Genomic DNA, 339 nt, shown 5'->3' with positions numbered 1-339 from the left:
CCGAGGTGCTGGACCGGCTGTTGCTGCTGCTGGAGCAGGCGCAGTACCCGGTGCGCGCGGTGGACCAGCGCCCATTCGGCGAACGTGACGTGGAGATCGAAGCCGTGTTGTACGCGACCGCGGTCGATGCCGGAGAGCTGGATGCGGTTCTTGCCACGCTGGCAACCACGCCCGGCGTGCTGCAGGGGTTCTGGAACGCCAGCCTGGAAGAGTAGTGCCGGCCGCTGGCCGGCAACCACGGGATCACCGGGAACGCCCTGCAGAAGCCGGCCAGCGGCCGGCTCTACAAAGCGGCAACCGACCGGGCGCCGTAGGCCCAGTAGGCGTCGACATTGGCCA

1 pseudogene is annotated in these 339 nt (G+C 69.0%); it reads left to right on the top strand.

The window, feature by feature from the left end:
- Positions 1-215, top strand: a pseudogene (locus EN869_RS33850) (MgtC/SapB family protein); the annotation flags it as partial.
- Positions 216-339: the final 124 nt, after the last annotated feature.

It is taken from the genome of Mesorhizobium sp. M2D.F.Ca.ET.226.01.1.1 (genome assembly GCF_004022705.2).
Classification (GTDB): domain Bacteria; phylum Pseudomonadota; class Alphaproteobacteria; order Rhizobiales; family Rhizobiaceae; genus Mesorhizobium.
This window is presented reverse-complemented; position numbering and strand designations above follow the sequence as displayed.